This is a genomic window from Streptosporangium sp. NPDC023825, from assembly GCF_040639575.1.
Taxonomy (GTDB): domain Bacteria; phylum Actinomycetota; class Actinomycetes; order Streptosporangiales; family Streptosporangiaceae; genus Streptosporangium.
The window spans coordinates 71,422-97,841 of sequence record NZ_JBFAAE010000022.1; the positions used below are offsets into that span (position 1 = coordinate 71,422).

Below are 26,420 nucleotides of genomic sequence, written 5' to 3' on the forward strand. Positions count from 1 at the left end.
CGCCGGGCCCGGCGAGCCGTCGCCGGGGAGCGGTCACGCCGCGCGCGCCGCCTCGGGGAGACGCTCGCGGACGAGGAACGTCCCGGCCAGGGCGGCCAGGGCCAGGAGGGTGAGGACGATCCCGTAGTACGTGGTGAGTTCGGCGAGGGGCAGGTGGCCCGCGACGACCCCGGCGACGGTCGCGGGGATGCCCATGGCGAGGTAGCTGACGATGTAGAAGGCGGCCATCAGCCCGGCCCGCTCGTGCGGGGCCGCGGCCGGCAGCAGGGTGCGCGCGGCCCCCTGGAAGCCCGCGCCGAAGCCCAGCCCGGCGACGGCCGTACCGGCGAAGAACAGCACTCCCGAGCCGGTGTTCACCCCGATCAGGGTCACGCCGACACCGAGGGCCAGGAGCACGGAGGCCACCCGCATGGCGCGCGGGGCGGGGACCGCCCGCAGGGCGAGGATCGCGACGGTGCCGCTGATGGTCAGCGCGAAGACCAGCAGCCCGCCCACCACGATCGACCCCGAGCCGGTGACCTCGCGGGCCAGGGACGGCCCCAGGGACAGGTAGAACCCGCCGAGCGCCCAGCCGGCCACGGTGATCGGGGTGACCAGCAACAGGACCCGGCGCGCCCCGGCGGGCACGCTGACGTGCGGGCGCAGCGAGGCCAGCGCGCCCGCCCGGCGGCCGGCGGACTCGGGCAGGAGGAGGATCGCGGCGCCCTGCAGCACGAACGCGACGATCAGGACGACGAACACCGTCCGCGTCGGCGAGGGCAGGTACTGCACGAGCAGGCTCGATCCCAGGCCGCCCGCGGCCAGGCCCAGGGCGGGCGTCACGCTGTTGACCAGCGGGCCGCGCGTCCGGTCGGCGTCCAGCAGGCCCGCTCCCAGCGCCCCGGTCGCGGCCCCGGTGGCGAAGCCCTGCACGACGCGCGCGACCATCAGGGCGGTCACCCCGTCGGCGGAGGCGAAGACCGCCATCGCGACCGTCTCGAGCGCCACCGCTCCGAGGATCACCGGGCGGCGCCCCACGTGGTCCGACAGGGAGCCCACGGTGAGCAGGGCCACCAGCAGGCTCACGGCGTAGACGGCGTAGACGGCGGTCAGGACGCTGGAGGAGAAGCCCCAGTGGCCCTGGTACACGGCGTACAGCGGGGTGGGCGCGGCGGCGGCGGCCATGAACGTCGTCAGGGTCGTCGCCAGGAGCACCACGGCCGCACCGGCCCCCAAGCGGGCTCGTTGGGCGGGCAACGTCGAGGTCACGGTGGACATGGAGGAACTCCCGAAGCTTTAAAGCAAAGGATTTGCGTTAGCAACGTACACACCTCGGACCACTGAAGCAAATATTTTGCGTTAAGCTCGGTTCATGGCGACGAGGCAGGCGGTACGCACCGGGGGACGGAGCGCGCGGGTGCAGCAGGCCGTCCACGAGGCGGTACGGGATCTCCTCGCCGAGCGCGACCGCGCCGACCTGACCGTCCCGCTCGTCGCCGCCCGCGCGGGCGTGACCCCCTCGACCGTCTATCGCAGATGGGGTGACCTGCAGGAACTACTGGCCGACGTCGCCCTCGAGCACATGCGGCCCGACGGCCCCCCGGCCGACCTGGGGAACCTGCGGGACGACCTCGCGACGTGGGCCGAGGAGTGGCTGGAGGAGATGTCCTCCCCCACCGGGCGCGCGTTCACCCGCGACGTGGTGGCCGGCGACGACGACGGCAGGAGCACCGGGCAGTGCTGCGCGTACACCAGCGGCAACATCCAGGTCATCCTCACCCGCTCCGCCGGGCGCGGCGAGGACGTGCCCACGCTGGACGCGGTGCTGGACCATGTGGTCGCGCCGATGACGTACCGGATCCTCTTCATGAGCGACTCCCTCGCGCCCGGATACGGCCGCGCCCTGGTCGACACCCTGCTGGGCTCCCGATAGCGGACGAGCGGGGGACCACCGGATCCGTCCGCGGCGGCGCGCCTTCGGCGCCCTCGCGTGCGGCGTCCCGACCGGCTCCGCGGGCGGTGTCGCCCCGGCGCGGCGGGAGAGGAGCCACCGCGGAAGGCGGTTCGCAAGCGGGCCGCAACCGGGCCCTCCTATAAAGGGTCGCGTTCCCGTATGGTCCATCGGGCGGGCCCCTCCCCTCGGGGTGTCGCCCGCACCGGCCTGTCCACGAACTCCCGCCCGGCACCGCTCTCCCCCGCCGGCGGATCCGCGCGCCTCGGGGGAGACAGTGAGAGAGACATGTCCAGCCTTACCCGCCTGCTCGCCGCCGGGGCCGTGATCCTGCTGCCCGCCCTGCTGCCCGCCCCCGCGGCATCGGCCCACGCCGTCCAGGACACTCACACCGTCCAGGACACCCACGCCGTCCAGGACGGCCGGAGCGCGCGGGACGGCCAGGCGACGGGGAGCGCCGCCGGCTGCAGGCCCGGCAGCGGTCCCAAGCTGGCCGGCAGGGACCTCACCCGCGTCACGCTGCCCGCCGACCTGTCCTGCGCCGACCTGCGGAGGGCAAGGCTGGACGGCGTGGTCGTGCGCAGCCTCCTCACCGGGGCCGACCTGCGGGGCGCCTCGCTCAAGGGCGCCCGCCTCGGGAACGCCGAGATGGCCGGGGCCAAGCTGCGCGGGGCCGACCTGACGGAGGCGGAGCTGTACTACGCGAACCTGCGCGGCGCCGACCTGCGCGAGGCGATCATGGACGACTCGCAGCCCTACGCCGCGCACTTCGAGGGCGCCGACCTGAGCGGGGCCACGATGGTGCGCGCCAGGACGTACGGAGCCCAGTTCGACGACGCGAAGCTGGTCGGCGTCGACCTCACCGACGCCGACGCCTACGGCGTGGACCTGCGCCGAGCCGATCTCACCGGTCTCAAGGCGCCCAAGGCCCGCATGTACGACTCCAGGATGATCAAGGCCGTGTTCCGGGACGCCGACCTGCGGGGCGCGCAGTTGCGCGGGTCGGTGCTGGACGGCGCGACCTTCCAGGGCGCCGACCTCGGCGGGACAGAGCTGCGTGAGGCCACGGGCGCGCTGCTGGCGGGCAGCAGGGGCATGCCCAAGGACCTGCCGACCCCCGACCCGGCGTGCGCGCCGGGCAGCGGGCAGAAGTACGCGGGCTGGGACCTGACCTCGGTCGCCGAGTTTCCCCGGGACCTGAGTTGCGCCGACCTGACCGGCGCCAAGCTGGACGGGGTCGACCTGGGCAGCGTCAAGCTCGACCGGGCGATCCTGCGCGACGTCTCGGCCATCGGGGCCACGATCCGCTACCTCAAGGGCGCCGACCTGCGCGGCGCGCGCCTGGAGCGCGCCAAGCTCGGCAGCGTCGAGCTGATGGGGGCCGACCTGACGGGGGCGCGCATGGCGAGGGCGGAGCTCGGCAGCGCCAAGCTGGCCGGGGCGAACCTGTCGAAGGCGGACCTGTCGGGTGCGGCGTTCGGCAGCGCCGACCTGACGGAGGCCAGGCTGGGCGGCGCCGACCTGCGCGGCGCGGAGTTCGGCAGCGCCGGGGCCGACCGGGCCGACTTCACCGGCGCCAGGATGGAAGGGGCCGACCTGAGCAGCGGCAAGTTCCAGGACGCGGTCTTCCGCGGGGCGACGCTGACCGACGCCGACCTGAGTTTCGCCGAGCTGCGGGGGGCCACCTTCGTGGACGCCGAGGTCACCGGCATGAAGACCGGCCACGCCAAGGACGCCGACCTGTCCGGGTCGTCCAGCCGGATGGCGATCGGCTGGGTGATCTTCCTGTCGCTGGCGGGCCTGGTCGCGCTCTGGGTGCTGGTCAAGGTGGTCGCGCGCGGGCGGCGGCTCGGGAGGGCCGCGAAGCTGGAGGCGTCCGAGCGGGCGGCCCGCCTGGAGAAGACCAGGCTGTCGCAGGAGGAGAACGTGACGCGGCTGGGCGAGGAGATCGACCGCCTGGCCGACGGGGGCGAGGGCGGCGACGACGTCAACTGGCACCGGGCCCTGGACGCCTACGACGCGGCCAAGCAGGCGCTGGCCGTCGCCCGCGACATCGACGAGGTCAAGGCCGTCGACATCATCGTGGCGCGGGGACGCGACGCCCTGAGGGGACGCACCGCGAGGTAGGAACCGGCCAGGAGGAGGAATTCCCCCACTCGCCGCAGAGCGCTCCGCGAGGTGATGGATCCGAGAGGTGATGGATCCGAGAGGTGATGGATCCGAGAGGTGATGGAGCGGGCCCGGTCCCGGCCGCCGGCGGGAACCCTTCACCGGCGGCCGGGTTCCCCCGCGGCTCTCCCCGAGCCGGCCACGCCGCCGGGAGCGGGTGAGAGGGAACGTCCGATCAGGAAGTCCCGCTCATCTGGGCGCGCGTCAGCGTCGTGGCCGGCTCCTGCCGGCTGAGCAGTCGTTCGTGCAGGGCGCGGGCGGTGCGTACGAAGCCGCTCGTCCCCTTGCGGGCCGCCGCCTCCGCGACCGCGGGGACCGAGTCACGTGCCCCGGCCCAGCGGGCGGCGTCGATCGCGAAGGAGAGCGCCTGGGTGTGCCCGGAATGCGGTCGATCGTCTGGTCCTGGCAGGTAGACGGGCAGCAGCCCGGTCATGATCTCCCACACCTGCCGGTGGGCGCCCTGTTTCGCGCACTCCTCCAGCGCCGAGCGTACGGGGCCCATCTTGGCCACGTCCCTGCGCAGGGAAAGCCCGAGCTGTCGCCCGCACTCCACGGCGGGCAGGCAGCCGGCGGCGGCCGCGCCCAGCAGCAGCAGCCGGCCGCGCTCGAGCCAGCCGTACGTGCCCTGCTCGGCCAGCTGGACGGCGATCAGCAGCGCCGTCGCCTCCCCCACCGGCCCGTCCTGGGAGAACAGCGCGGCCACGTACCGGTGGAAGTAACCGGGCCGCTCCCAGGCGTTGAGCAGGTGCGGCAGCAGGTGCATGGCCACCACCTCCCGGTCCGAGGGCAGCGCCAGCCGCCAGGACTCCATGTACACGCCGTCGTCCTCGCCGGTCCAGGAACGCGGATCCGACAGCAGCGTGTCGACCAGCGCCAGTCCCGTCGGCTCGATCCGGATGCGGGGGTGCAGGCACGGGGTGTGCTCGCCTTTCTGCCGGTCGTGCGTGTAACGGCCGCCGGCGTGTGACCAGTCCACGCGCAGCTGCGGCTGTGGCCGGTCGGCCAGCCAGCGTGCCAGCGTGGCGCCCGCCCGCGAGGTCAGCTTCCCGGCACGGTCGGCCACCTGCGGGTCCACCTCGCGCGGCAGCCGCAGCAGCGCCTGCCCCAGGTCGACCGGGAGGGCCTGGACGCCGGCCCGCTCGTACCCCTCCAGGCGGGCCACCAGCTCGGCGGGGTCGAGGTGGCCAGAGGTCAGGGTCGGGGTGGCCAGCAGGTACGGCGGCAGCGTCCCGGCCTTCAGCGCGGCGTGGACCTCGGCGCAGCGCGCCAGCAGGGCGTGGTGCGGCAGTGAGACGCGATGGGGTGCCGGCAGCCGATCTCGCGGCGTCTCCTGCCCGGGGTCGGCGGCCTCGCGCAGCAGCGCCTCCGTCCACTCCTCAAGACGGACCCACTGGCGCCGCTCGTAGATGCGGCCCCGGCCGGGGCGCGTCCGCTTGGACGGGTCGCGGACGAAGCCGTCGAGCCACCGTTCGAAGATGACGATGTCGCCACCGACCTGGTTGTAGGTGGCGGTCAGATCCTCCAGCGCCGGCGGGAACGGCTCGCGGGCCGGCGGCTCGAACGGCGGCAACGGCACGGGCTCGAAGTCGTCGACCGCCTCCGGCTCGGCCGCCACCACGCCGTAGGCCTGCGACAGCAGCGCCGCCAGCTCGGCGGGCAGCACGCCCGCCGCCTCGCGCACGGCCTCGGCCCCGGCAGGGGTGAAGCGCCGGGCATGCTTGACGGCCAGGCCCACCGTGCGCTCGCGCACATCGTAGGACTCGCACAGGAACGCCGAGGCGAGCGCCGCGGCCAGGTCGTCGAGGTCGGCGAGATCGGCGAGATCACTGCCCGCGTCGCGAGCGGCCCGGTCCAGGAGGGTCAGCCCGGCCCGTACCAGCTTGCCCTCGGGGCGGAACAGCAGCGCCGACACCGCCTCGCCGACCTCCTCGCCGCTCAGCCCGCCCGCGCCGCGCAGCTGCCGCAGCGCCAGCTCGGCCACCGGCCCCGGCGCGGCGGGCAGCAGCCGCAGGTAGTCGCGGGTGCGCTCGCTGCTCGGCGCCGGGGCGAGCATCTCGTGCAGGCGGGCGAAGAAGCGCAGGTCGGTGGCGCTGCCACCGCGCAACAACCGGCGTACGCAGCCGTCGACCAGCGGCTCGGCGGCCAGCCGGCCGGCCGCGACCTCGGCGCGCAGCGCCCCCAGCCAGGTGCGGCGGCCGGCATCCCACGAGGGCGGGTCGATGTTGTCCTCGCGCAGCGCCCGGCCCACTCCCTCGGCCTCGAACAACCGGGGCACCAGGTGCTCGGCCAGCGGGTCGTGCTCCAGGTCCGGCGGCCAGGACACCCAGGCTGTGGTGAGCGGGTCGTGGTCGGGCGGGACGGCGCCGGTGCGGCGCAGCAGTTCCAAGGCCAGCGGCACGCTGTCGTCCCTGGCCTGGGCCCGGTTGCCGCGCAGCCGCAGGGCCAGCCGTACGGCGAGGTCGGCCTGCCACTCCGGCGGCCGCGCGGCGATCACGCGCAGCAGCGGCCCGGAGTCGAGCGGCGGCCGCCAGCGGGTGAAGTCGCGCCGGTAGAGCCAGGCCGCGACGGCCGCCGCCCCGCCGAGCACGCCCGCGCCGGCGACCCGCAGGGGCTCGATCCATTCCTCGCCGTCGGACCATACGCCCCGGCGCCGGTCGCGTTCGGCGCTCGCCTTCCTGGCGACGCCGATGTGGCCGGGCAGCTCGCGGGCCACCTCGCGGCGCCCGGCCTCGTCCACGGCCAGCACCGCGTCCGCGACCCGGGCCGGATCGCCGGCGGTGATGGCCGCGCGCACGCCCGGCCAGGCCTCGCTCACGGGGGGATGTGTCGTCATGCCGCACACCGTAGAGATCGACTCCGACAGAACCGGGCCTCACCTCCCTGGCCCCAGGGCCGGCCCCGCTTTTCGCATCTCCGTTTTCGGATCTGTGGCCGATCCTCTGGACCACCCGCCGCACGTGTCCCCCTCGGGAGGACGGCCGGGTCGTCGGCGACGACCGGCAGGATCCCGATCGCGGCGGGCCCGGCCGGATGGTCACGGTTACGCTCCTTCAGAGGCTGCGGGCGGTGATGTCACCGTGGGAGGTGGTGGCGCGGATGTCGAGCTCGGTGGTGCCGTTGTTCTTGAGGGCGTTGCTGACGCGGCCGTAGCCGGTGCCGGCGTCCAGGGCGGCCGAGACGCCGGTGGCGGCGGTGACCGAGATGTCGCCGGACTGGGTACTGAGCACGACCGTGCCGCGCACGGCCTCGGTGATCCGGATGTCGCCCCTCGCGGTGCTGATCTCCGCGGGGCCGTTGAGCCGGCCGATCTCGACGTCGCCGTCCATCGCGGTGAGGCGGACGCTCGCGGCCTCATCGATCTTGATCTGGCGGTACGCGCCCTCGAAGGCGACGTCTCCGAGGCGTCCGACGCCGCGGAGCTCGGCGCCGGAGGTCTTGGCCTCGACGCGGGAGCCGGCGGGCAGCTGGACGGTGATCTCCAGGGACCCGGTGGGGCCGAGGAGCCGGTTGCCGAGAGCCGCGGTCGTGATCCGCAGGACGCCGTCGGCGTAGGTGACGGCGGTCTGCTCGGCGGTCTTGGTGTCGCGGCTCCTGGAGGGGTCGGCGGGCAGGATCTCGACGGTGGTGTCGGCGCGGTCCGCGGCGATGAACTGGATGCGTCCGGCGGGGATGTCCAGGACGGCGGAGATCGGGGTGGGGGTGTCGAACTTCTGCATCGTGCTCTCCCGTGCTCACCTGCTGTTTCTGATACCGGAAACGCTACGTTGCCTTTCAGGATATGACAACAGTTTTGTTGCACTCTCTGGACATTCATACAGGTGAAAGCCTATAAAGTGTTGCAACGACCTAGAAGATAAAGCAACGACAAGCACTCTTATTGTTGCAATGAGCCAGAAGTGAACGCTATGGTGAGGGCGGGAACCACCACGAAGGATCACCAAGGAGATCGCGATGCCCGGAGGCAGGCTCACCCAGCAGGACCGTCGGCAGATCGCGCTGGGGCTGGCCGACAACCTCCCCTATGCCGAGATCGCCCGACGCCTCGACCGCCCGACCTCGACGATCACGCGTGAGGTGACGCGCAACGGCGGCCCCACCGCCTACCGCGCCGACCTGGCCCACCGCGCCACCGAACGCCGCGCCAACCGGCGCAGGACCGCCTCCTCCCCGGGGCCGGAGTCGACCCCCCAGCCACACGGACGCGACGCCGAGGCCGTGGCCGAGTACGAGGAGACGTTCACCACCGTCCTCATGGCCTCAGGTCTGACCAAGATGACGGCCCGGGTGCTGACCTGCCTGTTCACCACCGACGCGGGCAGCCTCACCGCGTCCCAGCTCGCCCGGCGCCTCCAGGTCAGCCCCGCGTCCATCTCCAAGGCGATCACCTTCCTGGAGAGTCAGAGCCTCGTGCGCCGGGAGCGCGACGAACGCCGCCGCGACCGCTACGTCGTCGACGACGAACTCTTCTACCAGGCGACGATCGCCAGCGCCCGGGCCAACGACCAACTCGTCGAAACCGCACGCCAGGGCGTCGCCGTCCTCGGCCCCCGCACCCCCGCCGCCAACCGCCTGGAGAACATCGCCCGCTTCCTCGACTTCATCAGCGAAAGCATCACCCGCGCCGCCGAACAGGCCCGCGAGGTTCTCCACACCAAACCCGAAGGAACCCCGAACGACACCGCTCGGCCAGGTCCGGACCACGGATAGGCGGCCGTGCACCACCCGGGCCCCGCCGCCGAGGCGGACCGGCCGCTCGGCCTGGCCGTGGTGGGAGCCGGCCCCCTCAGGGGTGAGCGGAGTCGTCAGGGCTGGAAGCGGTACCCCATGCCGGGCTCGGTGAGCAGGTGGACCGGGCGGGCCGGGTCCCGTTCCAGTTTCTTGCGCATCTGGGCCATGTACTGGCGCAGGTAGTGGGTCTCCTTGAGGTAATTGGAACCCCAGACCTCCGTCAGCAGCCGCCGCTGGGTGATGAGCTTGCCGGGGTTGCGGACCAGGATCTCCAGCAGGTGCCACTCGGTGGGCGTCAGCCGTACGCCGCCGGAGACGGTCTTGTCGGCCAGGTCCACGACGCGGTCGCCGACGTGGATCTGGGCGAGTTCCGCGTCGTGCAACGCGCTGCGCCGGGAGACGGCCCGGATGCGGGCGAGGAGCTCGTCGATGCCGAACGGCTTGGTGACGTAGTCGTCGGCTCCGGCGTCCAGCGCGTCGACCTTGTCGGACCCTCCGGTACGGCCGGAGAGCACGATGATCGGGACGGTGGTCCAGCCGCGCAGGCCGTGGATGACCTCGATCCCGTCGAGGTCGGGCAGGCCGAGGTCGAGCACGACCAGGTCGGGGTGCCGGTCGGCGGCCTGCCGCAGGGCCCCGCCGCCGTCGGGGGCCACGGCCACGTCGTAGTGGCGCGCGGCGAGGTTGATGCGCAGGGCGCGCAGGAGCTGGGGCTCGTCGTCGACGACGAGGACGCGGGTCACGGTCGTTCCGCCGCATCGGCCTGGCCGCGCGCCCGCGCGCGGGAGGAAACGGGAAGTGTCAGGATCATGGTGAGGCCACCCCCTGGTGTCTCGTCCGGTAGCAGGGTGCCGGCCATCGCCTCGGCGAGCCCCCGGGAGAGAGCGAGGCCCAGGCCGACGCCGGTGTGGTTGTCGCGGTCGCCGAGCCGCTGGAAGGGCATGAAGACCCGGTCGTAGGCGTCGGGCGGGATGCCCGTGCCGCGGTCGACGACGCGGATCTCCACGTGGTCGCCGTACTCGCCGGCCATGACGAGGACCTTCCGGTCCTCGGGGCTGTAGCGGACGGCGTTGGACATCAGGTTGACCAGGATCCGTTCCAGCAGCGCCTGGTCGGCGACGACCTCGGGCAGCTCGGCGGGGAGGTCCGTCTCGATCCGCGACGACAGGGGGCCGAGGTCGTCGACGGCGCGCGGCACGATCTCCTCGAGCGCGGTCGGCTCCAGCCTCAGCCCGAGCACCCCGGCCTGCAGGCGGCTCATGTCGAGCAGGTTGACGACCAGGCGGTCCAGCTTGGCCAGGGACTCGTCGGCCGTGGCGAGCAGTTCCTCCCTGTCGTCCGGCGACCAGTCGATGCCGGTGTTGCGCAGGCTCTCCACGGCGGCCCTGGCCGAGGCGAGCGGGGTGCGCAGGTCGTGGCTGACCGCGGCGAGCAGCGCGGTGCGCATCCTGTCGGCCTCGGCCAGCGGCCTGGCCCGCTCCGCCTCCGCCGCCAGCCGGTCCTGGCGCAGCGCCACCGCCGCCTCGGCGGCGAACGCCTCCAGCACCCGCCGGTCGGAGGCCTCCAGCAGCCTGCCCCGGATGGCCAGGACGAGCCGCTCGCCGATGGCCACGTCGGTCTCCGCGCCCCCCGGGCAGGTGCAGGGCGCCTCACCGGCGGTGGCCACGATCCGCCACGCCTCGGGGTCGGACTGGTCGTCGAAACCCGGCTCGCCGGTGCGTTCCAGCAGGGTGACCGAGGCGAGCCCGAAGGTCTCCCGCAGCCGGGCGAGCAGCGAGGCGAGCGCGTGCTCGCCGCGGAGCACGTGCCCGGCCAGGGTGGAGAGGACCTCGGCGTCGGCGCGGGCGCGGGCCGCCTCCCGGGTACGGCGGGCGGCGACGTCCACGACCGCGCTCACCATGACGGCCACCAGCACGTAGACGCTCAGCGCGAACAGGTTCTCCGGGTCGGCGATGGTGAAGCGGTCGACCGGCGCGGTGAAGAAGTAGTTGAGCAGCAGGAAGCCGAGCACGGCGGCGGTGACGGCCGGCCACATTCCTCCCGCCAGGGCGACCACCACCACCATGAGCAGGAAGAGCAGGATGTTGCTCGGCAGGTTCACGTCGCCGCGGAAGGGGTGCAGCGCCAGCGTCAGCAGCGGCAGCCCGAGGACCGCGAGGAGCCAGCCCGCCACCCGGCGGGTGCGGGTCAGCGCGGCCCGCGACGGGGCACGGCCCCGCCCCCGCTTCACCTCGTCGTGGGTGATCATGTGGACGTCGATGGAGCCGGACCGCGCGGTCGTGGTCACCCCGACCCCCCGGGAGAGGATCTGGGCGAACCGGCCGCGCCGGGAGGCCCCCAGCACCAGCTGGGTGGCGTTGACGCCGCGCGCGAAGTCGAGCAGGGCGCCCGGGACGTCGTCGCCGACGACCTGGTGGTAGGTGCCGCCCAGGTCCTCCACCAGCGTGCGCTGGCGGGCCGTGCTCGCCGGATCGGCCCCGGCCAGGCCGTCGGCGCGCGTGACGTGCACGGCCAGCAGGTCGGCCCCCTTGCTCCTGCCCGCGATCCTGGCGGCCCGCCGCACCAGCGTGTCGCCTTCCGGTCCGCCGGTCAGCGCGACCACGACGCGCTCGCGCGCCTCCCAGGTGCCGGCGATGCCGTGCTCGGCGCGGTAGCGGCCGAGCTGGTCGTCGACCTTGCCCGCCACCCACAGCAGCGCCAGCTCGCGCAGCGCGGTCAGGTTGCCGACCCTGAAGTAGTTCGACAGCGCCGCGTCGACCTTCTCCGGCGCGTACACGTTGCCGTGCGCCAGCCGTCGCCGCAGCCCCTCCGGGGCCATGTCCACCAGCTCCACCTGGTCGGCGCGGCGCACCACCTCGTCGGGCACCGTCTCGCGCTGGAGCACCCCGGTGATCTCCTCGACCACGTCGTTGAGCGACTCCAGGTGCTGGATGTTGACGGTGGAGACGACGTCGATGCCCGCGTCGAGGATCTCCTCGATGTCCTGCCAGCGCTTGGCGTTGCGCGAGCCCGGCACGTTGGTGTGGGCCAGCTCGTCGACCAGGGCGACCGCGGGCCTCCTGGCGATGACGGCGTCCACGTCGAGCTCGGTGAACACGCTCCCCCGGTGGACCATGCTCGCGCGCGGGACGACCTCCATGCCGTCGAGGAGTTCCGCGGTGCGAGGGCGGCCGTGGGTCTCGACGAGCGCCACGACGACGTCGGTGCCTCGCGCGAGACGGCGGCGGCCCTCGCAGAGCATCGTGTACGTCTTGCCGACACCCGGCGCGGCTCCGAGATAGACGCGCAATCGCCCTCGCCCCCCGTTCATCGGTCGAGGGCCAGGTTGAGTTCGAGGACGTTCACCGCCGGTTCTCCCATGAAGCCGAGGGAGCGGCCGGTGGTGTTCGCCGCGATCAGCCGCCTCACCCTCTCCACGGGCATGCCGCGCTCCCTGGCGACGCGCGCCGCCTGGAGGCCGGCGTACGCGACGGAGATGTCCGGGTCGAGGCCGGAGCCACTGGCGGTGACCGCGTCGGCGGGCACCACGGCTTCGGCCGTGCCCCGGACCGGGACGGTGCGCCCGGCCGCGTAGTCCTCGCCCGGCCTGCCGCACTCGACCTTCACGCCGCGGTACTCGGCGACGAACGGGACCGCGGGACAGGCCTGGTTGACGCTGACGGCCCTGGTGGGGGTGCCGGCGGCGGGGAAGACCTTCAGCACGGCGCCGACCCCGTCGGGCGTGCAGTACGGCCGGGCGCCGCTCACCCCCTCCAGCTCCCCGACGGCCCTGGAACGGGCGCAGACCTGGGTGAGCAGGCTCTGCCTCCCCTCGGGTCCCGGGGTGTCCACGACGTCCTCGGGCCCGAGGTTGCTCGCGGCGGTGGAGAGCATGTCGTAGCCGTCGCCGGCCGCCGACGGCCGGCTCTGGAAGTACCTGCCGACCGGCCTGCCGTCGGCGTCGGTGAAGCTCTGGCCGACGATCGCGCTGCCCACGTCCTTCCCGTCCTTCTGGACGAGGGAGCCGTTGGCGCCGCCGCCGAACACGGCCTGGGCGACGCCGGTGATCACCAGCGGGTAGAGGGCCCCGGTGACCAGGGTGAGGACGAGCAGCGCGCGGAGCGCGGCGAGATGCCGGCGGATCCAGCTGGGCAGGCGTTCCATTTAAGACATCCCCGGAAGGAACTGGATGAGAAGGTCGATCAACTTGATGCCGACGAAGGGCACGACGATGCCGCCCAGACCGTAGACGTAGAGGTTGCGGCTGAGCAGTTTCGAGGCGCTGGAGGGGCGGTAGCGCACGCCGCGCAGGGCGAGCGGGATCAGCGCGACGATGACGACCGCGTTGAAGACGACCGCGGACAGGATCGCCGACTGCGGGCTGGACAGGCGCATCACGTTCAGCGCGTCCAGGCCCGGGTAGACCGCCGCGAACATCGCGGGAATGATCGCGAAGTACTTGGCGACGTCGTTCGCGATGGAGAAGGTCGTCAGCGCGCCGCGGGTGATGAGCAGCTGCTTGCCGATCTCGACGATCTCGATGAGCTTGGTCGGGTTGGAGTCGAGGTCGACCATGTTGCCGGCCTCCTTGGCGGCCGAGGTGCCGGTGTTCATCGCCACCCCGACGTCGGCCTGCGCGAGCGCGGGCGCGTCGTTGGTGCCGTCACCGGTCATCGCGACCAGCCTGCCGCCCTCCTGCTCCGATTTGATCAGGGCGAGCTTGTCCTCGGGCGTGGCCTCGGCGAGGAAGTCGTCCACGCCCGCCTCGTCGGCGATGGCCTTGGCCGTCAGCGGGTTGTCGCCCGTGATCATGACGGTGCGGATGCCCATCCTGCGCATCTCGTCGAAGCGCTCGCGCATGCCCTGCTTGACGACGTCCTTGAGGTGGACGACCCCCAGGACGCGCGCCTTCCCTTCGACGACCTCCCCGACGACCAGCGGGGTGCCGCCGGAGCCGGAGACGGCGTCGACGATGCTCCCCACCTCCTCGGTGGGGTGGCCGCCGTGCTCACGCACCCACTTCATCACCGCGGTGGCGGCGCCCTTGCGGACCTGGCGGCCGTCGAGGTCGACGCCGCTCATCCGGGTCTGCGCGGTGAAACCGATCCACTCGGCGTGGGCGAGCTCGCCGGGCTCGCGCTCCCTGAGGCCGTACGCCTGCTTGGCGTGGACCACGATGGAGCGGCCCTCGGGGGTCTCGTCGGCGAGGCTGGCCAGCTGCGCGGCCGTCGCCAGCTCGTCGGCGGGGACGCCGGGCGCGGTGAGGAACTCCGACGCCTGCCGGTTGCCCAGCGTGATGGTGCCGGTCTTGTCCAGCAGCAGGGTGTTGACATCTCCGGCGGCCTCGACCGCGCGCCCGCTCATCGCCAGGACGTTGCGCTGGACGAGGCGGTCCATGCCCGCGATGCCGATCGCCGACAGCAGCGCCCCGATGGTGGTCGGGATGAGGCAGACCAGCAGCGCGACCAGCACGACGCCGGTGACGCCGTCCCCGGTCAGGGCGAGCGAGTCCGGCACGCCGGGGTTCTGGGCCTTGGCGTAGATCGCCAGCGGCTGCATGGTCGCGGTGGCGACCAGGAAGATGATCGTCAGAGCGGCCAGCAGGATGTTGAGGGCGATCTCGTTGGGCGTCTTCTGCCGGTCGGCGCCCTCGACCAGGGCGATCATCCGGTCGATGAAGCTCTCGCCGGGCCGCTGGGTGATCTCGACGACGATCCGGTCGCTCAGCACCTTGGTGCCGCCGGTCACCGCCGACCTGTCGCCGCCCGACTCGCGGATGACCGGGGCGGACTCGCCGGTGATGGCCGACTCGTCCACCGAGGCGATGCCCTCGACCACGTCGCCGTCACCGGGGATGATCTCCCCGGCCTCCACGACGACGAAGTCGCCGCGCAGCAGTTCGGGGGCTCCGACGACGTCCCACTCGGTGGAGCCGCGCCCGCGCAGCCGCCGCGCCGTGGTGTCGCGCTTGGCGGCGCGCAGCGTGGCCGCCTGGGCCTTGCCGCGCCCCTCGGCGACGGCCTCGGCCAGGTTGGCGAAGATCACCGTCAGCCAGAGCCACACCACGGTGGCCCAGGCGAAGAACGACGGGGTGAGCACGGCGAGCACCGTGGTGAGGACCGCGCCGATCTCGACGATCAGCATCACCGGGTTGCGCCAGAGCGTGGCCGGGTCGAGCTTCCTGACCGCCTCGGGCAGCGAGGTGACCAGCTGCCGGGGATCGAGGAGGCCGCCGCCCACCTTTCCGTCCTGCTTTCCGTCCTGCTTGCCGTCCTTCTCCCCGTCCCTGGAGGCGGGGGTACGGCCCGGCGCCTCGGGCGTCTGGGTGGGCATCACTGGATTCCTTCCGCGAGCGGGCCGAGCGCCAGGGCGGGCAGGAAGGTCAGCGCGACGAGGATCACCGTCACGCCGACGACCATGCCGACGAACTGCGGGCGGTGCGTGGGCAGCGTGCCCGCCGAGACGGGCACCGGCGCCTGCCTGGCCAGGGACCCGGCCAGGGCGAGGACGAAGACGATCGGCAGGAACCGGCCGAAGGCCATGCACAGGCCGAGGGCCACGTCGTACCACGGCGTGTTGACGGTGATGCCGCCGAACGCGGAGCCGTTGTTGTTGGACGCGCTGGTGAAGGCGTACAGCACCTCGGAGAAGCCGTGCGGGCCGCTGTTGAGCATGCTCGCCCGCTGCTCGGCCGAGCCCATCGCCAGCGCCGTGCCGGTCAGCACGAGCAGCGGCGTGACCAGGAAGTACATCGCGGCGAACTTGATCTCGCGGGAGCCGATCCGCTTGCCCAGGTACTCGGGGGTGCGGCCGACCATGAGCCCGGCCACGAAGACCGTGATCACGGCGAGGACGAGCATGCCGTACAGGCCCGCGCCCGCGCCGCCGGGGGCGACCTCGCCGAGCATCATGTTGAACATCGTGAGCATGCCGCCGAGCGCGGTGAACGAGTCGTGGAAGGAGTTGACCGCCCCGGTGGAGGTGAGCGTGGTGGCGGCGGCGAAGGTGCCGGAGTTGGGCACGCCGAAGCGCACGTCCTTGCCCTCCATCGCCGCGCCGACCGCCTGCGGGACCGTGCCGCCGTGGGCGATCTCCAGCCCGGTCAGCAGCGCGACGCTCGCCAGCGCGAGGGTTCCCATGATCGCGACGATCGCGTAGCCCTGCCGGACGTCGCCGACCATGCGGCCGAACGTGCGGGGCAGCGCGAACGGGATCAGGAAGATCGCGAAGATCTCGACCCAGTTGGTCCAGGCGGTGGCGTTCTCGAACGGGTGGGCCGAGTTGGTGTTGTAGAACCCGCCGCCGTTGTTGCCCAGCTCCTTGATGATCTCCTGGCTCGCCACCGGGCCGCCGGTGATCGCCTGGGTGCCGCCGGTCAGGGTGGTCACCTCGTGCGGGGAGGCGAAGTTCTGGACCAGACCGCCCGCGAGCAGCACGACCGCGCCGACGACGGCGAGCGGCAGCAGGATACGGACGACGCCGCGGACCAGGTCCACCCAGAAGTTGCCGAGCTCGTCGGTCTTCCTGCGGGCGAAGCCGCGGACCAGCGCGATCGCCACCGCCATGCCCACCGCGGCGGACACGAAGTTCTGCACCGCCAGGCCGGACATCTGAACCAGGTGGCCCATGGTCGACTCGCCCGAGTACGCCTGCCAGTTGGTGTTGGTGACGAAGCTGACGGCGGTGTTCCAGGCGACGTGGTCGGGCACCGGGGCGAAGCCCAGCGACAGGAACAGCCTGTCCTGCAGCCGCTGCAGCCCGTACAGGAACAGGACGGAGATCGCCGAGAAGGCCAGCAGGGCGCGGGCGTAGACGCTCCAGCGCTGCTCGGCGTCCGGCTGGACGCCGACGAGCCGGTAGATCACCCGCTCGACGGCGAGATGCTTCGTACCGGTGTAAACGCGGTACATGTGGTCGCCCAGCGGCCGGTGGACCAGCGCGAGGGCGACGACGAGGGATCCGACGAACAGGATCCCGGCCGTGGTCGAGGACATCAGAAGCGCTCCCTCATCAGAAACGCTCCGGGAAGAGCAGTGCCGCGACCATGAAGATCACCAGGCCGGCGACCACCACCAGGCCGACGGCGTTGACGGCGCTCACAACCGTTCCACCGCCCTGACGACCAGCCCGAGGATCACGAAAACCGCGACCGTCAGGGCGACGAAGATGACGTCTGCCATCCCCACTCCTCGAATCCGGGGTTCACTCGCCACCGCCCGACGGGCGGGGCATACGTAAGGAAACCGCCGTTTTTCGCCCTTACTGCGCGTCTTGACGGATCCCATACGCCCCGGCCCCGAGGCTTGACGCCTCCCCTACGCGAGCCCCGGACGACCCCGGGCCGGTTCCCGTCCGGCCATGCGGCGGCCGGACGGGAGCCGGCCCGGGGCGCGAGCGGTCACGACGCCGGCGCGGTGGTGTCGGCCCGGCGCGGCTTCACGCAGCGCGGCTCGGCCCGGCGTGGCTCGACCCGGTCGGCGAGGCGGCGCAGGGCCACCGCGGTCAGCCGGCGCATCGCGGCGCCGCGCCGCCGCCTCGGGCGCTCGGGCACCACGGGCGCGTTCGGACGGGCGGACAGCACGTGACGTCTGGTCGCCTTGTCAGCCAAGATCATCGCGACTGGATCGAACATCGGACACTCCCTTCGGACGGGACCGACTTCGGATGAGGCCGGCTCCGGATGGGGTCGGCTCCGGATGGGGCCGGCCGAGACCCGAACGATGAGCTCGGCGGACAGAACGGCCAGGCACCGCGCGAGACCGGCCGGCGAGATCGCGCGGGAACCGGCCGGCCGGGCACCGGTCCTCACCGCAACCGGCCGGGCACCGGCCCTCACTCCAACTACTCCAACCGGTCCCGCAGGGCGGCCAGCGGACCGTCCCAGTCGCGGGCGAGCACGGCCAGGAACTGCTGTGCCACCTTCATCGGCGCGGAGTCCACCCGGTAACGGACCCGGCGCCGCTCCCCCGGCTCGGCCACCACCAGCCCTGCCTCGGCCAGCAGGGCGAGATGCTTGGCGATGGCCTGGCGGGTGATCGGCAGCCGGGCGGCCAGATCCGTCGCGGTGGCCGGCCCCCCGGCCGCGAGCGCGGCGAGGATCCCCCGCCGGCTCGGATCGGCCAGGGCGGTGAAGACCTCCTGCGCCACCGCCTCCAGGTCAGGCATGTCCGTCGAGGTACGCGACCAGCTCACCCAGCTCGTTCGTCCAGCCCCCGGTGTTGCCCGAGTAGGCCGCCTTGTGGGCTTCGGCGTCCGCCAGCTGCGCGAACCCGCTCTCGACCATGGTCAGCGTGGTGCCGTCGCCGGCGGGCTCCAGCGTGAACTCCACGTAGGTGCGTCGCGGATCGCCGTCGGGAAGGCCGGCGACCGGCCAGGTGTAGCCGAAGACGCGCGGCGGCTCGAGGCGCTCGATGGTGAGGGTGGCGGTGTCGCCGCTGTCCCAGCTGAGCTTGGCCTGGCCACCGACGCGCAGGTCGACCTCGGCGCGGTGCCCGAACCAGGTGCCCAGGCCCTCGGCGGTGGTCAGCGCCGCCCAGACCCGCTCCGGCGGGTGGGCCAGCTGGACCGTGCGCTCGATCCGGTCGGGGAATGTCATGTCCGCCTCCTTGTAGCAACCAGTTGGTTGCTACTCAACTTATAGCAATCGACTGGTTGCGTCAATCCACGGTTCCGCCGAACCCCGCACGGTGGCCGCCGGGGCGATCGGGAGAAGGCGCCGCCGCGGAGGGCGGCGGCGCCTTGCGTGCGGTCGGAGATCGTCCGGCGCGCGCCCGCCACATGGGCCGTGCCCGGCCTGCGGAGGGGCTCCTAGCCGGTGGCCTCGGCGAACCCGTACGCGCCCGGGTCGGCCGGCAGCACCACCCGGCCGGCTTCGACGTCGTATCCGAGCACAGGATGACCGTGATCACCTTCGGGGGTCGTCGACACCGGCTTCCCGAGGCTCCTCCCGATCGCGATGAGGAGGTCGAGCAGAACGTCCAGCCGCTCCTGGCCCTGCGGTTCCCTCAGGCCGACGTCGAAGTCGATGCACTCGGCGCCGTAGGCACGAAAGATCGCCAGAACCCCGGGGGCCGGCCAGACCCCCAGGACCGCGCCCCCGCTCCCTCCGCGATCATCTCGGCCCTCTCCTTCGATCTTCACCTGGGCGGGATCCAAGAACAAGACTGTTCGTGTCCGCTCGATTTCGTGAGACTGCCAGGTATGACTCCTCTGGACGAACACGACTCCGCCGATCGTGTTCATCGGCTGGCGCATGTCCGCTGGATCGCCGGGGGCACCGGCGCCGGCAAGAGCACGCTCGCCCGGATCCTGTCCGAACGGCACGACGTCCTCGTGTATGACGGCGATCTGGCCGAACGCCGCTACGTCCGGCGATGCACTCCGCAGCGACAGCCCCGCCTGTGGGCGTTGTCGCGAACGCCCCTGGAACGCAGATGGGCGGACCGCACACCCGAGGAGGCCTTCCGGTCCATGCCCAGCCTGCACGGCGAGACGTTCGGATTCGTCGTCGAAGACCTGCTCACCTTGCCCGCCGACCGTCCCGTGCTCGTCGACGACTTCCGCACCCTGCCCGCGCACGTCGCGCCGTTGCTGGCCTGGCGTGGGCAAGCCGTGTTCCTGCTGCCCACACCCGGGTTCCGCGGCCACGCGCTGGGCACCCGGTTCGCCGACCCCGACCGGGCACGGGCCAACTGGGGAAACAGCGATCACGTCAGCGCGCTGGCGAAGCGGCTGGCCCGTGACAAGCTCTGGGACGAGGAGGTACGGCGCCAGGCCGGCAGGCTGGGCCTGCCGGTCCTGGAGGTCGACGGCTCCCGGGACGCCGCCCGGCTGGCCGGCGAGCTGGCCGCGATGTTCCTGCTGACCGGGAACCGGTCGCACACGCCCGGCAGGACTCCGGGGAACCACCCGGACGGGCGATTCCGAACCGAGCCGGACGGATTCGAGGCCGGACCCCGGTAGGCGACCGGCGGGGCGACGGCGATGGCTCGCGGATCGGATCCCGCCCTCCGATCAATCTCGCAGGGCGAGCAGTGCCTCCCGTGCCGCGGCGAGCGCCTCCTCCTCGGAGGCTCCGGCGTGCAGGGCGGCCCTGGCGAACTCCTCGGCCGCCGCCGCGAGCCGGAGGCGGAACTGGTCGGCCGTGCCGGTGATGACGGCCGCCCGACCGCGGCGTAGCTCGACCAGCCCCTCGTCGCGCAGCTGCTGGTAACCCCGCAGAACGGTGTGCAGGTTGATGCCGAGGGCGGCGGCCACGTTGCGCGCCGAGGGGAGCCGGTCTCCGGGGGCGGCCATGCCGTTGGCCAGCGCCGCGCGTACCGAGCCCGCCACCTGGTCGGCGAGCGACTGCGCCGAGGAGGGGTCAACCGTGATCAGCACTACGCCGTCCCCGTCCGTCGTTCTCTGCTCAGCCATCCGTTGACCAGCGCGGCCGCCGTCTCCGCTTCGCGCGTGGAGTAGACGAACCAGCGGTCGTCACTGAGCGACAGGGCGAGCACCGGCCCCTTCCCGCCGACCACGCCCCAGCCCGCCTTCCCGTCGTCCAGCCTGTACCGCCCGGGGGGTGCCTCACTCCTGACCGTGGCGAATCGCACCATCTCGTACGGCAGCGTCCGGCGCACGGTGGGCAGCCAGGGAAGCTCCACCGTGACCCCCGAGCCGTCGATCTGCAGGCGGGTGTGCGCCTGCGCCGCCTCGAAGACCGTCCACAGTGTCAGCAGCACCGCGCCCTGCCACGCGCCGGTGGCGGTGGATACGGCCCACACGGTGACCGCGGCCAGCACCGCGGCGAACAGCAGCCTGCGCGCCGACCAGGCGGAGGTCACGAACATGGCACGCTGCACCGGGCCGAGCTCCATGGTGGGTGCGTTCGGCGGCGGCGCGGCGGCGACCACGGGCGCCGACGGCATCGGACCCGCCGCCACCCAGCCCAGGGCGAGCGCCCCCACAGTGGCGGCGATCTCCACGGCCAGGTGCCAGGCAGGCCGGGCCGCGGCGTCCGGGGTGTCGGCCAGCCTCAGCAGCCACAGCGCGCCGACCAGCGGAACGGCCACGCCGATGTAGCAGCTGAACATCACCAGAGCCCGCTGGACCCGAGGTAAGCGCCAGTAGGACAGGAACGAGGTGACGGCCAGCACTTCGAACCACATCACCATCCCCCAGAGGGGCTGCGAGGTCCAGTCCTGCCAGGTGGCCGTGCGCTTGGTGTCGATGCCCCAGTTCTGGATGTACACGCGGTCGGGAAGGAACTCGCCGTACAGGGTTACCAGGGTCATCGGTACGACCAGGAGGAGCAGCGGGCCGGCGATCGTCAGGATCAGGCGACGGAGCCTGCCCTGCGCGGCGTGATCGGGGTGATCGGGGCGATCCCGCAACGCGGGAGACAGAGGAACGAACATGACACAACCTCCAACTGTTTGAGTTCGACTATAACACTGCAAACAGTCTTTGGAGGGGGACAAACCGAGGCGCTGCGGGCGTACGAGGGCGTACGGGGGCGTACGGGGGCGTCGTCACACCGCTCCGCGACGAGCCGGGCATGAATCCCGGCGGCGGGCCGCATCGCCCGCACCAGGCCGTCCTCTCCAACGCCTCAGAGCCGGCCTTCCCCTCCCGTACGGCCGGCCCCTTCGGCCTTTCCCCACCGGCCGGCCCTTCGTCCCTCCAGCGGTGATCTGGACGGTAACGCCCTCATCACACAACCGAGGTACGGCATGGGCGCAATGATCATGCTGACGGGAGTCGCGGGAAGGCGTCTTACCGCAGATCAAGCGCCACATCGAAGCGGGAGGCCGCACCGGGACCCGCGGCCTCAATCCTCCTATTGCGCGAATCTGAGAAAAATACTCGCCAAGCTGTCCGCTCGCTCCTCGGAAAGCTTTCTCGATATGCGCTTCTTATCGACCAGAAGCTGCTTCTGACCTCCCCGAACGAGATCGAACATTCCCTCCAGAACTATCTCCGCACGGCTCTTGTACTCATCCTCCGGCCACCCCTGAACCTCTGCCCAGGCTTGTGACAGGGCAGCTTCTCCGTCTTGGACGACGAAGTGCTTCCCCCCGACAGGGAAGCGTTGCAAATTCAGATCCACCCCTCCCCTGAAACTCACGTGCTTCAGATCCGCTCCAGAGAAATCATTGTCCCTGAATTCATTCGACGTTCTCCCCAGGTCTTCGTCCACCTGGTTCGGCCTGGCCGAGAAGATGACCGACTCGAGCTTTCCACTGAATACGCATCCGATCAACTGAGAGTCCGTGAAGCGATAATCCGAGATTTTCACCTCAAGGAAAGAGCAGTCGACGAAATCCGCCCTGCCGGCCCCTCCTCCGCTTACGGACATGCGGTCGAAAGTGCATCCGATGTATTTGGTGGGTCTCTTTCCACTGCCGAAGGTCGGCCACGAAGCAGGCTTCAAACCGTTGAAATTGCATTTCACGAACACACTGCCCACCCCGACATCGAAATACCCTGGGCCGATGCCCGAGAAATCGGCGTTCTCGATGTGGACTCCGTGCAGGACGAACTCGTCTTCCGTACGCCAGGACGAGACATCCACGTTCCACGACCCCCTCGGATGGTTGCGGCCGGCGGCCTGCCGTTCTTCAAGGGTGGCAGGCCGCCGACACACTCCGCAAGCGACGGTGTTCCGCTCAGCGACCGCTTCGTCCCCCACTTCCCGCTGTCGCGGCGACGACCTTGTTTCCAGGGAACTTGTTCAGAAAAACGTATCCCGCCCTCAGGTAAAGCCCGTCCTTGCCCGGCTTTTGCCTGGAGTAACCACTGACGGACTCAGTTCGATATAGAAGCTGGTTTTGATGTGCCGGAAATCGGAATTTTCGCTGGGGTCGCACACTCCCGGCCGGACTCCGGCGAACCGGTCTCCGGGAGCAGCCGTGTCGGGGGAGCCTCACTTCTGACTGCACGGGTCGACGACGGTGGCAGGTCCGATCCGATGCCCAAGAGCGCCGTGCCCGTCGCGTGCCCGTCGCGTGCCCGTCAGAAGGGTGATCGAGGGGAACTCACGGATACTCGAGGCACTCCCTCACAGGTCAGCGTCTTCCCAGCCCGGCGACCGGACGCATGGGATATTCCCCGGACCGGCAGCGCGGGTTCGACTCCCGCCACCCGCTCCGGCGCTCGCCGGCACTCACCAGCAACGGACATCCCAGCCTCCGCCGTCGTGACCGTTGTCCTGAATCTCGACGATGATTCGCTGACGCCCACCGTCTTCCAAAGGGGAAGGCTGTGACCGGGACAGCGTCCACACATTGATCTCAAGCGGCCCGTTCCCCCCAACAGGTTCGATCTTCGCTGCCCGGTAGTGCTTCAGCGTCTCCTCTGCCGACATATATGTGTGAAGATCGAAACGGACCCGATAGCCGCACGCGTCCTTGTGGCCGCCACCGGGCATCACCACGCCCTGACTCTCGTAATCGCCGAAGTCGGTCCCCGGCGGGAGGGGGTGGCTCAGAATCCGGTCCGCGAGACCGTCAAGCAGATGATCGTGAAACCACGCGGGCGCCATGGTGAGCGCGTAGAGCAGAAGAATCGGCGCGAAAACGCTCACCATACGGCGAATCCACCGCCGTCGCCGGCTCGGCGATGGACGACGGGTCTCGTCGTGCAACTCTTCTGGCGAGGTAGCCGACACGGCCACCATCCTCCTATGGACACGATCACCGGTCTACCGTCGCCTGCGTACCGTCCTGCGGGAATCGGCGCGCGGGAGGGATCGTTTCCGGAAAGCGTTCAAGATTGATTCAACGCGGCTTTTCAGGTTCACACGGGCCGCGCCCTAAATGCTTTGCCCGCGGATGGCGCGCGCTGGGATGCTCGACCGAACCGGCACGGAGAGGAAACCGTAAAAATGGCCGTCACCGCATCCGACAAGCCGTCCGAGTCCGAGCCGGAGGTCCGCACGGCGGCCGGCGTCCTGCGCGGCGGCCGGGAGGCGGGCCTGGCGGTCTTCCGCGGCGTCCCGTTCGCCGAGCCGCCGGTCGGCCCCCTGCGTTTCGCCGCGCCGCAGCCGGTGCGCGGCTGGGACGGTGTGCGCCCGGCGCTCGCGTACGGTCCGCCTCCCCCGCAGTCCGGCGTGCTCGGGGTGTCCCGGGACACCACCGGCGACGACTGGCTGACGCTCAACGTCTGGACACCGGAACCGGATCCGGAGGCGGGGCTCCCGGTGATGGTGTGGATCCCCGGCGGCGGTTACGCCATGGGCGACTCCAGCCTCCCGGAATACGACGCCGGGCACCTGGCCGGGAGCGGAACCGTGGTCGTGACCCTCAACTACCGTCTCGGTGTCGAGGGGTTCGCGCAGATCGGCGGAGCCCCGGCCAACCGGGGACTGCTCGACCAGGTCGCGGCCCTGCGGTGGGTGCGCGACAACATCCGGGTGTTCGGCGGCGATCCGGACCGGGTCACGGTCTTCGGCCAGTCGGCGGGCGGCGGATCGGTCGCCGCGCTGCTCGCCATGCCGCGCGCCGCCGGGCTCTTCCACCGGGCGGTCGCGCAGAGCGTGCCGGGGACGTTCTTCTCCCCCGAGCTGGCCGCGGACATCGCCGCCGCCTGCGCCGCCGAGCTGGGGGTACGGCCCACGGTGTCCGGCCTGTCGGCGGTGGCCCCGGACCTGCTGCCCGCCGCGGGCGACGCGATCTTCGCCAGGACGGTCCAATGGCGGGAGCGCTGGGGGCAGATCACCCACCGGCCGATCCCGTTCGCACCGGTCGTCGACGGTGACGTCCTGCCGGCGACCCCCTGGCAGGCGCTGGCCGGCGGCGCCGCCCGGGACGTCGGACTTCTCGTGGGGCACACTCGTGACGAGCACCGGTTGTTCAGCCTGATCGACGGCGTGCTCGGCCAGGTCACACACGAGCGGGCCGAGACCGCTCTGCACATGCTCGCCCCCGGTCCGGACGGCGCCCGCCGATACCGGCGGGCGTTCCCGGCCGCGTCCGACGAGGAGCTGTACGAGCTGGTCAACGCGGACTGGTTGTTCCGCATGCCGAGCCTCCACCTCGCCGACGCGCAGATCGCCGGTGGCGGCCGGGCCCACCTCTACGAACTGACCTGGCCCGCCCCGGGACTGGACGGTGCCCTCGGCGCCTGCCACGGCCTGGACGTGCCGCTCGTCTTCGGCAACCTGGGCAGCGGACGGCCCGCCATGCTGATCGGCGACCGGCCCTCCCCGGTGGCGGAGGAGCTGTCCGCGCGGATCCGCGGGGCGTGGACGGCGTTCGCCGCTCACGGCGACCCGGGCTGGCCTCCGTACGACGCCGGCCGCCGCCTCGCGCAGCTCTTCGACACGCCGTCGACGGTCGCCGCCTACCCGGAGGAGACCTCGCGGCTGCTGTGGCAGGACCACACCTTCCCGGCGCTCCCGCTGCTCGCGCGGTGAATCTGGAGCGGTGCGGGCGAATCGCCCACACCGCTGGAGAAATCCACCTTGGCGGGCATCCTCATTTCCGACAATTGCCGCTTGCGGCACGAATTCCATCTGAAGCGGCACGCCACCGAAAGCCGTAAGCCGTTCGCGGAGTCGCGTCACTCCGACGATCACCTGACAGGACGGGCCTCACCCGGCGGGCGCCGGGGTGATCTGGAACAGGGCGGCCTTCCACTCGCCGTCGCGGCGGGTCAGCACGGTGGTGGCGAAGATCCTCATGGTCTGCTTGTCCGTGCCGTTGACGAGCACGTCGATCTCCACGGTGGCGGTGTGGGTCGCGCCGCCGTCGTTCAGCACGGTCACCCGGTGGTCGCTCAGGTCCGTGCGCGTGTACGGGTTGCGGTTCTCGGCGAACCCCTTCAGGATCGCCTCCCGGTCGTCCACGATCCCCCACTGCGACACGCTCAGCGGCGCCTCGGTGAGGAAACGGTCGTAGAACTCCGCGTCGCCGTTCCTGTTGGCCTCCCAGGCCCGCTCGGACAGTTCGATCAGCTCACGCTCGAGGCTCATCGCCGCGCTCCCTCTCGTTGACACTGGTTTAACCGGTGTCAAGTGTTACACTCGATCCATGACTCTGGCAACCGGTATGGAGCTCACCCCGCTCGACGGGCAGCGCTTCAGGTTCGACGCCGGCACGCTGTGCCTGGAGCTTCTCGTCACCGGAGGTGAGGGGGAGCTCTCGAAATGGGAGCGGCTCCACACGCCCGGCGACCTCGCCGCCTGGATCCCGCACTCCAGGGCGGGGCTCGGAGACCTCGTCCAGGTCTCCCCCGGCGACTTCGCCGCCGCCCTCCGCCTGCGCGCCGCCCTCCAGAGGCTCGCCGCGACCGCCGCCACGGGCTCGCGCGCCTTCTCCGAGGACGATCTCGCCACTCTGAACGAGGCCGCCGCCGCGCCGCCGCCCGTCCCGGTCATCGGCCCCGCCCTGGATCGCGGCTGGGCCTCCCCCGTGACCGGGGCGCAGTTCCTCTCCGCGGTGGCCCGCGACGCCGTCGAGGTGTTCGGCGGCCCCGCCCTCGACCGGATCAGGATGTGCGAGGGCGAGCGCTGCTACCTGCTCTTCCTCGACACCTCCCGCCCCGGGGCGCGGCGCTGGTGCTCGATGGACCGCTGCGGCAACCGCCACAAGCTCCGCACCCGCCGCGACCGCCACCCGACGGGCTGACAACG

The 26,420-nt window shown here is 71.8% G+C and carries 23 protein-coding genes and 2 pseudogenes; 7 read left to right on the forward strand and 18 right to left on the reverse strand.

Annotated features, from left to right (window positions below; genetic code table 11):
- Positions 1–33 precede the first annotated feature (33 nt).
- Positions 34–1,257, reverse strand: a complete 1,224-nt coding sequence (locus AB0G15_RS20560; protein WP_362841913.1) for an MFS transporter — start codon at positions 1,255–1,257, stop codon at positions 34–36.
- 94 nt (positions 1,258–1,351) lie between these two features.
- Here AB0G15_RS20560 and AB0G15_RS20565 point away from each other — a divergent pair, with 94 nt between their 5' ends.
- Complete coding sequence (locus AB0G15_RS20565) at positions 1,352–1,912, forward strand: TetR/AcrR family transcriptional regulator (protein ID WP_362841916.1); 561 nt, start codon at positions 1,352–1,354, stop codon at positions 1,910–1,912.
- A gap of 306 nt (positions 1,913–2,218) precedes the next feature.
- Positions 2,219–4,057, forward strand: coding sequence for a pentapeptide repeat-containing protein (locus AB0G15_RS20570; protein ID WP_362841919.1), 1,839 nt, complete (start codon positions 2,219–2,221; stop codon positions 4,055–4,057).
- Between the two features lie 217 nt (positions 4,058–4,274).
- Here AB0G15_RS20570 and AB0G15_RS20575 read toward each other — a convergent pair whose 3' ends face one another.
- Both AB0G15_RS20575 and AB0G15_RS20580 read right to left on the reverse strand, forming a co-directional pair.
- Positions 4,275–6,932, reverse strand: a complete 2,658-nt coding sequence (locus AB0G15_RS20575) for a hypothetical protein (RefSeq protein WP_362841921.1) — start codon at positions 6,930–6,932, stop codon at positions 4,275–4,277.
- Between the two features lie 217 nt (positions 6,933–7,149).
- On the reverse strand, positions 7,150–7,815 hold the full coding sequence (locus AB0G15_RS20580) for a DUF4097 family beta strand repeat-containing protein (RefSeq protein WP_362841924.1): 666 nt from the start codon (positions 7,813–7,815) through the stop codon (positions 7,150–7,152).
- A gap of 235 nt (positions 7,816–8,050) precedes the next feature.
- On the opposite strand from AB0G15_RS20580, the pseudogene AB0G15_RS20585 reads away from it, so the two are divergent.
- Both AB0G15_RS20585 and AB0G15_RS20590 read left to right on the forward strand, forming a co-directional pair.
- Positions 8,051–8,248, forward strand: a pseudogene (locus AB0G15_RS20585) (helix-turn-helix domain-containing protein); the annotation flags it as partial.
- Positions 8,249–8,371: 123 nt separating this feature from the next.
- Positions 8,372–8,806 (forward strand): annotated as a pseudogene (locus AB0G15_RS20590) (MarR family transcriptional regulator); the annotation flags it as partial.
- Between the two features lie 95 nt (positions 8,807–8,901).
- On the opposite strand, the gene AB0G15_RS20595 reads toward AB0G15_RS20590, so the two are convergent.
- The 10 genes from AB0G15_RS20595 to AB0G15_RS20640 form a co-directional block, all read right to left on the reverse strand.
- Positions 8,902–9,570: a response regulator gene (locus tag AB0G15_RS20595; RefSeq protein WP_362841927.1), complete on the reverse strand. Its 669-nt coding sequence runs from the start codon at positions 9,568–9,570 to the stop codon at positions 8,902–8,904.
- The gene (locus AB0G15_RS20600; RefSeq protein ID WP_362841929.1) at positions 9,567–12,137 is read right to left on the reverse strand and encodes a DUF4118 domain-containing protein; all 2,571 of its coding nucleotides are present in this window, start codon (positions 12,135–12,137) and stop codon (positions 9,567–9,569) included. The genes AB0G15_RS20595 and AB0G15_RS20600 overlap by 4 nt, the downstream gene beginning before the upstream one ends.
- A complete protein-coding gene (locus AB0G15_RS20605) occupies positions 12,134–12,970 on the reverse strand; it encodes a potassium-transporting ATPase subunit C (RefSeq protein WP_362841932.1) in 837 nt (278 codons plus the stop codon). Before AB0G15_RS20605 ends, AB0G15_RS20600 begins: the two co-directional genes overlap by 4 nt.
- Positions 12,971–15,139 carry a potassium-transporting ATPase subunit KdpB gene (gene kdpB, locus AB0G15_RS20610; RefSeq protein ID WP_362841934.1) on the reverse strand — a complete coding sequence of 723 codons (2,169 nt, stop codon included), beginning with the start codon at positions 15,137–15,139 and terminating at the stop codon, positions 12,971–12,973.
- Positions 15,139–16,800, reverse strand: coding sequence for a potassium-transporting ATPase subunit KdpA (gene kdpA, locus AB0G15_RS20615; RefSeq protein ID WP_362841937.1), 1,662 nt, complete (start codon positions 16,798–16,800; stop codon positions 15,139–15,141). The genes kdpB and kdpA overlap by 1 nt, the downstream gene beginning before the upstream one ends.
- A 16-nt stretch (positions 16,801–16,816) precedes the next feature.
- Positions 16,817–16,906: a K(+)-transporting ATPase subunit F gene (gene kdpF / locus AB0G15_RS20620; RefSeq protein ID WP_344745511.1), complete on the reverse strand. Its 90-nt coding sequence runs from the start codon at positions 16,904–16,906 to the stop codon at positions 16,817–16,819.
- Positions 16,907–17,204: 298 nt separating this feature from the next.
- On the reverse strand, positions 17,205–17,438 hold the full coding sequence (locus tag AB0G15_RS20625) for a hypothetical protein (protein WP_362841940.1): 234 nt from the start codon (positions 17,436–17,438) through the stop codon (positions 17,205–17,207).
- 209 nt (positions 17,439–17,647) lie between these two features.
- Positions 17,648–17,971 carry a metalloregulator ArsR/SmtB family transcription factor gene (locus AB0G15_RS20630; RefSeq protein WP_362694001.1) on the reverse strand — a complete coding sequence of 108 codons (324 nt, stop codon included), beginning with the start codon at positions 17,969–17,971 and terminating at the stop codon, positions 17,648–17,650.
- Positions 17,964–18,401, reverse strand: a complete 438-nt coding sequence (locus tag AB0G15_RS20635; protein ID WP_362841943.1) for an SRPBCC domain-containing protein — start codon at positions 18,399–18,401, stop codon at positions 17,964–17,966. The genes AB0G15_RS20630 and AB0G15_RS20635 overlap by 8 nt, the downstream gene beginning before the upstream one ends.
- A gap of 212 nt (positions 18,402–18,613) precedes the next feature.
- Positions 18,614–18,961: a hypothetical protein gene (locus tag AB0G15_RS20640; RefSeq protein ID WP_362841946.1), complete on the reverse strand. Its 348-nt coding sequence runs from the start codon at positions 18,959–18,961 to the stop codon at positions 18,614–18,616.
- A 45-nt stretch (positions 18,962–19,006) separates the two neighbouring features.
- Between AB0G15_RS20640 and AB0G15_RS20645 the strand changes: the two genes are divergently transcribed.
- The gene (locus AB0G15_RS20645; protein ID WP_362841949.1) at positions 19,007–19,768 is read left to right on the forward strand and encodes a hypothetical protein; all 762 of its coding nucleotides are present in this window, start codon (positions 19,007–19,009) and stop codon (positions 19,766–19,768) included.
- 51 nt (positions 19,769–19,819) lie between these two features.
- Here the strand turns inward: AB0G15_RS20645 and AB0G15_RS20650 are convergent, their stop codons facing one another.
- The 4 genes from AB0G15_RS20650 to AB0G15_RS20665 all read right to left on the reverse strand — a co-directional run bounded on the left by AB0G15_RS20650 (position 19,820) and on the right by AB0G15_RS20665 (position 23,456).
- Entirely contained in the window at positions 19,820–20,185 is a 366-nt protein-coding gene (locus AB0G15_RS20650; protein ID WP_362841951.1) for a GntR family transcriptional regulator, read from the reverse strand.
- Positions 20,185–21,204 (reverse strand): hypothetical protein, encoded by a 1,020-nt coding sequence (locus tag AB0G15_RS20655; protein WP_362841954.1) that lies wholly within the window; start codon positions 21,202–21,204, stop codon positions 20,185–20,187. The genes AB0G15_RS20650 and AB0G15_RS20655 overlap by 1 nt, the downstream gene beginning before the upstream one ends.
- Before the next feature lie 422 nt (positions 21,205–21,626).
- Complete coding sequence (locus tag AB0G15_RS20660) at positions 21,627–22,478, reverse strand: hypothetical protein (protein WP_362841956.1); 852 nt, start codon at positions 22,476–22,478, stop codon at positions 21,627–21,629.
- Between the two features lie 474 nt (positions 22,479–22,952).
- Positions 22,953–23,456, reverse strand: coding sequence for a hypothetical protein (locus AB0G15_RS20665; protein WP_362841959.1), 504 nt, complete (start codon positions 23,454–23,456; stop codon positions 22,953–22,955).
- A gap of 216 nt (positions 23,457–23,672) precedes the next feature.
- On the opposite strand from AB0G15_RS20665, the gene AB0G15_RS20670 reads away from it, so the two are divergent.
- Positions 23,673–25,202 carry a carboxylesterase family protein gene (locus AB0G15_RS20670; RefSeq protein ID WP_362841962.1) on the forward strand — a complete coding sequence of 510 codons (1,530 nt, stop codon included), beginning with the start codon at positions 23,673–23,675 and terminating at the stop codon, positions 25,200–25,202.
- 177 nt (positions 25,203–25,379) lie between these two features.
- Here AB0G15_RS20670 and AB0G15_RS20675 read toward each other — a convergent pair whose 3' ends face one another.
- On the reverse strand, positions 25,380–25,760 hold the full coding sequence (locus AB0G15_RS20675) for a nuclear transport factor 2 family protein (protein ID WP_362693980.1): 381 nt from the start codon (positions 25,758–25,760) through the stop codon (positions 25,380–25,382).
- A gap of 58 nt (positions 25,761–25,818) precedes the next feature.
- On the opposite strand from AB0G15_RS20675, the gene AB0G15_RS20680 reads away from it, so the two are divergent.
- On the forward strand, positions 25,819–26,415 hold the full coding sequence (locus AB0G15_RS20680; protein ID WP_362841964.1) for a CGNR zinc finger domain-containing protein: 597 nt from the start codon (positions 25,819–25,821) through the stop codon (positions 26,413–26,415).
- Positions 26,416–26,420: the final 5 nt, after the last annotated feature.